This is a genomic window from Streptomyces sp. NRRL B-24572 (genome assembly GCF_002156145.1).
In the GTDB taxonomy this organism is placed as follows: Bacteria; Actinomycetota; Actinomycetes; order Streptomycetales; family Streptomycetaceae; genus Streptomyces; species Streptomyces vietnamensis.
In genome coordinates, this window is record NZ_MWIG01000916.1 from 1 (window position 1) to 1,167 (window position 1,167).

The 1,167-nt window shown below is 77.6% G+C and carries 1 protein-coding gene and 1 pseudogene; both read left to right on the forward strand.

All coding sequences use genetic code 11. The features are described from left to right. Positions 1–82: 82 nt before the first annotated feature. Positions 83–529 (forward strand): annotated as a pseudogene (locus tag CCN56_RS38220) (serine/threonine protein kinase); the annotation flags it as partial. Between the two features lie 7 nt (positions 530–536). Further along, the coding region (locus CCN56_RS38225; RefSeq protein ID WP_143664775.1) for a serine/threonine-protein kinase at positions 537–1,167 on the forward strand (631 nt) is incomplete at its 3' end.

Sequence of the window (1,167 nt, forward strand, 5' to 3'; positions counted from 1 at the left end):
AGGCCGGTGCGGGCCTCCCCGTCGGCGCCTGACGCCCGCACCGCGCCGAAGCAGCTCAGCCGGGGGCCGTCGGCTGTGAGCAGGACCGCGGCTGAGCTGCTTCGGCGCGGTACGGGCGGCAGGCGCCGACGGGGAGGCCCGCACCGGCCTGCCGGGCCTCGACCCGGGCGCGCTCGCCCCCGAGCAGGCGTCGGGCGGCCGGCCGCGCCCGCCGGGTGACGTCTTCGCGCTCGGCGCGGTCCTCGCGTACGCCGCCACCGGCCACACGGTCCCCGAACGTGACGAACTCCCGCCCGCCCTGCGGCCGATCGTCTCCGCGTGCCTGGCCCGCGACCCGGCGGACCGCCCGACCGCCGCCGCCCTGATGACGGCCCTGGCGCCGCCGACCACGCACGGGACGGTCCTGAACTCGGCCGGCACCCTGCTCGCCCCCGGCTGGCTGCCGGGAAGGGTGGTGGCGGCGCTGGCCCGCCAGTCCTCGGAACTCCTGGCGGCCGAACTCCCCACCGACACCACCTCCCGGACCTGACTGACTCATGCTGTCGCCCCTGACCCACGACGACCCGGCCACCGTCGCCACGTACCGCCTCCTCGCCCGCCTCGGCTCCGGCGGCATGGGCACGGTGTACCTGGCGCGCACCCCCGGCGGCCGTACGGTCGCCCTGAAGACGGTGCACGCCCGCCTGGCGACCGACCCCGCGTTCCGTTCCCGCTTCCGCCTGGAGACGGACGCGGCGCGGATCATCGGCGCGCGGCACGGCGCGGCGGTCGTCGACGCGGACCCGCTGGCCGAGACGCCGTGGCTGGCCACCGAGTACGTCCTCGGCCCGCCGCTCGACGACGCCGTCGCCCTCGGCGGCCCCCTCCCCGAACCGACCGTCCGCGCCCTCGGCGCCGCGCTCGCCGGGGCCCTCGCGCAACTGCACTCCTCGGACGTGGTCCACCGCGACCTGAAGCCCTCGAACGTCCTCGTCACCGCGTACGGCCCGAAGATCATCGACTTCGGCATCGCCCGCGCGGCCGGCGACGACCACCTCACCCGTACGGGAGCGGCGGCCGGCACGCCCGCCTTCATGTCGCCGGAGCAGGCGAGCGGCGAGGAACACACCCCGGCGGGCGACGTGTTCGCCCTGGCCGGCGTCCTCGTCTTCGCCGCCACCGGCCACG